The organism is Phaeovulum sp., assembly GCF_041596715.1.
Lineage (GTDB): Bacteria > Pseudomonadota > Alphaproteobacteria > Rhodobacterales > Rhodobacteraceae > UBA6213.
In genome coordinates, this window is sequence record NZ_JBFHIA010000191.1 from 1 (window position 1) to 6,165 (window position 6,165).

The 6,165-nt window shown below is 63.0% G+C and carries 6 protein-coding genes; 4 read left to right on the top strand and 2 right to left on the bottom strand.

All coding sequences use genetic code 11. The features are described 5' to 3' along the window. The coding region (gene ribA, locus ABY403_RS12365) for a GTP cyclohydrolase II (protein ID WP_372841129.1) at nt 1–559 on the top strand (559 nt) is incomplete at its 5' end. After that, entirely contained in the window at nt 556–1,056 is a 501-nt protein-coding gene (locus ABY403_RS12370) for a L,D-transpeptidase (protein WP_372841130.1), read from the top strand. The genes ribA and ABY403_RS12370, both read left to right, overlap by 4 nt. Before the next feature lie 21 nt (nt 1,057–1,077). Here ABY403_RS12370 and ABY403_RS12375 read toward each other — a convergent pair whose 3' ends face one another. Next, the gene (locus ABY403_RS12375; RefSeq protein WP_372841131.1) at nt 1,078–1,725 is read right to left on the bottom strand and encodes a YggS family pyridoxal phosphate-dependent enzyme; all 648 of its coding nucleotides are present in this window, start codon (nt 1,723–1,725) and stop codon (nt 1,078–1,080) included. Nucleotides 1,726–1,791: 66 nt separating this feature from the next. After that, nucleotides 1,792–2,634 carry a porin gene (locus ABY403_RS12380; RefSeq protein ID WP_372841132.1) on the bottom strand — a complete coding sequence of 281 codons (843 nt, stop codon included), beginning with the start codon at nt 2,632–2,634 and terminating at the stop codon, nt 1,792–1,794. A 266-nt stretch (nt 2,635–2,900) separates the two neighbouring features. Here ABY403_RS12380 and ABY403_RS12385 point away from each other — a divergent pair, with 266 nt between their 5' ends. Both ABY403_RS12385 and leuS read left to right on the top strand, forming a co-directional pair. Continuing rightward, nucleotides 2,901–3,410 (top strand): DUF3576 domain-containing protein, encoded by a 510-nt coding sequence (locus ABY403_RS12385; RefSeq protein WP_372841133.1) that lies wholly within the window; start codon nt 2,901–2,903, stop codon nt 3,408–3,410. 126 nt (nt 3,411–3,536) lie between these two features. Beyond that, entirely contained in the window at nt 3,537–6,086 is a 2,550-nt protein-coding gene (leuS, locus tag ABY403_RS12390) for a leucine--tRNA ligase (protein WP_372841134.1), read from the top strand. The last annotated feature ends 79 nt before the right edge of the window (nt 6,087–6,165 follow it).

Consider the following 6,165-nt stretch of genomic DNA (forward strand, 5'->3'; position numbering starts at 1 on the left):
CTTGCCCATGGCGGCCGCAGAAGCCGGGCGGTTGCACGTCTTTCGCCCCGACGATGGCGGCGAGGAGCATTATGCGATCGAAATTGGCGTGCCTTCGCGCGATGCGCCGGTGCTGACGCGGCTACATTCGGCCTGCTTTACAGGCGACGTGCTTGGCAGCCTCAAATGCGATTGCGGCAGCCAGCTTGCCGCAGCACTTGCGGCTATGGCCACGGAAGGCGCGGGGGTGTTGCTCTACCTCAACCAAGAGGGGCGCGGCATTGGCCTTGCCAACAAGATGCGCGCCTATTCGCTGCAAGATCAGGGTTTCGACACGGTCGAGGCCAACCATCGCCTTGGCTTTGAAGACGATGAGCGCGATTTTCGCCTTGGCGCGGCGATTCTGAAGGAGCTCGGCTTTTCTTCGGTGCGTCTTTTGACCAACAACCCGGCCAAGGTGAAAATGCTGGCGGCCAACGGAATCACGGTGGCCGAGCGGGTGCCGTTGCAGGTGGGCCGCACGCGGCACAACGCCGCCTACCTTGCCACCAAAGCCGCGAAATCGGGGCACCTGATGTGAGGGGCGATCTTGTGCTTACCCCAACCGGCCTGCGGTATGGCGGCGTCACCCTGCCGTGCAGCATTGGCCGTGGGGGCATTACCCACAACAAACGCGAAGGCGACCTTGCGACCCCTGCTGGCACACATCGCATCGCGGGGATGCTTTTTCGCCCCGACCGCATCGCGCGCAACATGTTGCCACGCTGGGCGCAACCGATCGGGCCGCGCGACCTTTGGTGCGATGCGCCCGAGCATCTGGCCTATAACCAACTTGTGCGCGCGCCCTTTGCCGCCTCGGCAGAAAGGCTTTGCCGCGCCGACCCGCTTTATGACCTGATTCTCGTCACAGACTGGAACTACCCCGACGCAGCACCCCATCGCGGCTCGGCGATCTTTCTGCATCAGTGGCGCAGGCCCGGCTTTCCCACCGCAGGCTGCATCGCGCTTGCGCGGCGAGACTTGTTGTGGCTGGCGCAAACCGCAGCGCCCGGCACTAGGCTTATCGTGCGCGGCTGATATGCCCTGCGGTTCTGCGCGTTAACCGCGTGGGCCGAAAATTGCGCTGCCAACCCGCACATGCGTGGCCCCGGCGGCAACTGCTGCCTCAAAATCGCTGCTCATGCCCATAGACAGGCCCGCAAGACCGTTGCGCGCGGCCATTTTGGCCAGTTGCGCGAAATGCGGGGCCGAATCTTCGGCCTCGGGCGGAATACACATGAGGCCCGCAAGCGGCAGCCCCAACGCGCGGCAATCGGCCACGAAACGGTCCAGATCGGCGGGCAGCACACCCGCCTTTTGCGGCTCGGCCCCGGTGTTGACCTGCACGAAAAGCTCTGGGCAGGCCCCGCGCGCATCGGCCAGCCGGGCCAGGCGCTGCGCCAAACTGATGCGGTCTAGCGAATGGATCGCGTCAAACAGTTCGACCGCCGCTTTGGCCTTGTTGCTTTGCAAGGGGCCGATCAGGTGCAGCGCCACGCCGGAAAACGCAGCGCGCCACGCAGGCCACTTGCCCGCCGCTTCCTGCACGTAGTTTTCGCCAAAGACCCGCTGCCCTTGGGCAAGCACCGCCTCAACCCGCTCGGGTGGTTGCAGCTTGGATACCGCTATCAGTGTGACAGAGCCCGGCACCCGCCCGGCCCGCGCTTCGGCGGCTTGTAGCCGCGCCTTGATTTCATTCAAACCCATTCCCGTGCCCCCCAAATGAAAAGAGCGGGCTTGCGCCCGCTCTTTCCGGTTCGTTCGATCGAAAGATCAGAACGTGAAGGTCATGCCGACTTCGGCTTCGGTGGTGCCTTGCACGTTGCCGATACCGGCTTTCAGCGTGGCGCCGCCGCCGAGCGAGTAGGCAACGCCCAGGCCGTAGGCGTCGTCTGCACCGTCGTCAGCGTAAGCAAACGTCAGCGTGGTGGCCGAGTTCAGCTTGTAGTTGAAGTCGAGGCCATAGGCGTCGGCGGTGCCGTCGCCAAACGAATAGATCATGTTGGCCGAGACGGCACCCATTTTGACACCGCCGCCGAGCGAGAGCACTTCGGTGCTGGCGCTATCGTCGACGTCATAGCCCATTGCAACGTAGAAGCCATCGCCTTCGTAGCCGACGCCCAGCGACCAGTCGCCTTCGTCCGCGCTCGCGGCACTCGAGTTGGCGATGTAGGCCGACAGAGCAACGCTAACCGCACCGAAGCTGCCGGTGTAGGAAACGTTGTTGGTGCTTTCGGCATAGAGGCTTTCGGCGACATCATCAACGTCCATGCCTTTGTAGCCGATGTCGGCGATGCCAAGGCCGACCGAGTCGGAACCGGCGTCGACGAGACCAACGGTGACTTTGCCCCACGAATCGCTGACATAAACGATGAAGTCGTCGGTCAGGCCGGTCTTACCATTCAGAAGGAAGTAAGCGCCGAAACCCATGCCGGAATCGGTGGTGCCCGAGAAGTTGAACTTCGCACGAACGCGGGCTTCAGCGGTGGTTTCGTTGGCCGAGCCATCGTTCGCGTAGCTCAGACCGAAGCGAGCGTCGCCGGTCATTTTGAATTCGGCGTGCGCCGCGCCAGCAACCATCACCAGTGCGGTTGAGGCGATAAGGAGTTTTTTCATGTCGTTTCCCTCGTGTATTTAAGGTGCCAACCCAGCTCAGGGGACTCCGACCTGGGGATGGCGCTTTTCTCGCCCCAGAAGCGTGGCAAAGCAACTGCGGCAACTCGGCGAACAGGTTTAGCCGCAATCATGGTGCAGTCTTGCCACAGTGCCCCCCGGTGCGCGAAAACCTGCCAGTTGCGATGCACAGGCCCAAGCGGGGAAAAACCTTGTCCACCACTGGCCCTTGGGCTAGACAACGGGAAAGCGAAACGGGGGCCGTCTTGATGACCATCACACGCATTTTGCGCGCAGCGCTGCTGGCGGGGCTTGCGGCATCGGTTGCGGCCTGTGGTACCAGCAGCGGCAATTTGTTCGGCTCTCGCTCTGGGTCGGCGACCCCGGTCGACACCTCTGCGCCGAAAATGCGCGACGACATCGACCAAAGCGGCGGTACGATCTGGGACCTGTTCAAAAACGCAGACGACCCCAACATCACGGTCGAGGTTAACAAATATCTCTGGCAGGCATCGCTAGAGGTGTTGAACTTCTTGCCAATTCAGTCTGTTGACCCGTTCTCGGGCATCATCGTCACAGGCTACGGCACGCCCCCCGGCGGTGGCCGCAGCTATCGCGCCACGATCTATGTGACCGACCCGGCGCTGGATGCGCGCAGCCTGAAGGTTTCGCTGCAAGGTTCGGGTGGCGCTGCGGTTTCGTCCGATACCGTGCATGCGGTGGAAGACGCCATCCTGACCCGCGCGCGCCAGCTTCGCATCCGCGATTCGGGGCTTTGAGGCGGCAATAGCCGTTTCGCGCCGGATATTTGACCACAAGCAGGCATAAGCCGCGTTGATGCGCTGGACCTTGGCTGGCCAGCCGGTGTAACCACGCGCGGGCAGATGACCGCGAAGGGGCACAAAATGGCGCGCTACGAACCCAGCCAAAGCGAAGCACTATGGCAAAAGGCATGGGCCGACGCCGAGGTTTTCCGCGCGCGGCGCGACGAGACAAAGCGCAAGTATTACGTGCTTGAGATGTTCCCCTACCCTTCGGGACGAATCCACATGGGCCATGTGCGCAACTATACGATGGGTGACGTGGTCGCGCGCACCAAGATCGCGCAGGGCTATTCTGTGCTGCACCCGATGGGCTGGGATGCCTTTGGCATGCCCGCCGAAAACGCCGCGATGGAGCGGGGCGGGCACCCGAAAACCTGGACCTATGGCAACATCGCCGACATGAAGGCGCAGATGCGCCCCTTGGGCCTTTCGATCGACTGGACCCGCGAGTTCGCAACATGCGACCCCGAATATTACGGCCAGCAGCAGGCAATGTTCATCGACATGATGGAGGCGGGGCTGGTTTACCGCAAGAACGCGGTGGTGAACTGGGACCCGGTCGATATGACCGTGCTGGCCAACGAACAGGTGATCGACGGGCGCGGCTGGCGCTCTGGTGCCCCCGTCGAGCGGCGCGAACTGACACAGTGGTTCTTCAAGATTTCGGACTATTCCGAAGAGTTGCTGACCGCGCTTGATGGGCTGAAAGACTGGCCCGAGAAGGTGCGCGTGATGCAAGCCAACTGGATCGGCCAAAGCCGGGGCCTGCAATTTGCCTTTGAAACCAAGGGCGCGCCGCAAGGTTTCGACCAGCTCGCGGTTTACACCACCCGCCCCGATACGCTGATGGGCGCAAGTTTCGCAGCCATCAGCCCAGATCACCCGCTGGCCCGGGCGCTAGAGGCGGGTAACCCCGCCGTGGCCGCCTTTGTGGCCGAGTGTCGGCGCATCGGCACCAGCGAAGAAGCGCTGGAAAAGGCCGAAAAGCGCGGGCTGGATACCGGCATCACGGTGCGCCACCCGCTCGATTCGGCGTGGGAGCTGCCGGTTTACATCGCCAACTTCATCTTGATGGACTATGGCACTGGCGCCATCTTTGGCTGCCCCGCGCATGACGCGCGCGACTTTGAGTTCGCCACGAAATACGGCCTGCCGATCAAGGCCGTATTCGTGCCCGAAGGTTCAGCCGACGCACCGCTGAGCGAAGCCTTCGTTCCGCCAAAATCCGAAACCGTGCACTACGTCCGCCAATTCGCGGGCGAATCGGTGCAAAGCGGCGAAGCCGGGGTCGAAACCGCAATCGCCTATTGCGAAAAAAACGGCATCGGCAAGGGCGTAACCAATTACCGCCTGCGCGACTGGGGCATTTCGCGCCAACGCTATTGGGGCTGCCCGATTCCGGTGGTGCACTGCGCCACCTGCGGCGTGGTGCCCGAGGCCAAGGCCAACCTGCCCGTGCGCCTGCCCGATGACGTGAGCTTCGATCAACCCGGCAACCCGCTTGACCGCCACCCAAGCTGGCGCAATTGCGCCTGCCCCAAATGCGGCGCCCCGGCCCGGCGCGAAACCGACACGATGGACACGTTCGTCGATTCGTCTTGGTATTACGCCCGCTTTACCGCGCCCCACGCCGCAACCCCGACCTTGGCCGAGGATGTGGGCTACTGGATGAACGTCGATCAATACATCGGCGGCATCGAGCATGCGATCTTGCACCTGCTCTATTCGCGCTTCTTTGCCCGCGCCATGCACAAGACCGGGCATCTGCCCGCCGCCGCGATCGAGCCGTTCAACGCGCTGTTCACGCAAGGCATGGTGACGCACGAAATCTACCTTACCCGCGATGCAGCCGGACGGCCCGTCTATCACTTGCCAGAAGAGGTCGAGGGGGGGCGGCTCAAGGCCAGCGGCGAGGCGGTCGAGGTGATTCCCTCGGCCAAGATGTCGAAGTCGAAAAAGAACGTCGTCGATCCGGTGAATATCATCGAGCGATTCGGCGCTGATACCGCGCGCTGGTTCATCCTGTCCGACAGCCCGCCCGAACGGGATGTGGAGTGGACCGCCGCCGGTGCGGAGGCTGCCTTCAAGTTTCTCAACCGGGTCTGGCTGATGACCGAGCGGGTTGCCGAAATGCCCGCAAGCGACGCCGAGCCGGGCGATATGGAGCTGATGCGCGCCGTGCACCGCGCCATAGCCGATGTTACCTACGCGGTTGAAAACTTTGCCTTCAACAAGGCAATCGCAAAGATTTACGAGCTGACCAATACGCTTTCGCGCAGCACCGCCTCGGCGGCGGCGATGAAGGTCGCGCTGCGGGCGATGGCGCAGCTCATGTCGCCCATGGTGCCGCATCTGGCCGAAGAAATCTGGCACGCGATGGGTGGTGCCGGGCTGGTGGTCACCGCACCTTGGCCCGAGGCAGACCCCGCGCTTTTGGTCGAAGACGTGGTGACGCTGCCGATCCAGATCAACGGCAAGCGGCGCGCCGAAATTACCGTGCCCAAGGACATGCCCGCTTCAGAGGTTGAAAAGCTGGTGCTGGCAGACGAGACTGTGGCACGCGCGCTGGCTGGCCAGCCGCCGAAAAAACTGATCGTGGTGCCGGGGCGCATCGTCAATGTGGTTCACTGACCGCCGAAGTTTCTTGGTCTCGCTTGCCGCGTTGGCAGGCTGCGGCTTCACGCCCGCTTACGGGCCCGATGGCGGTGCC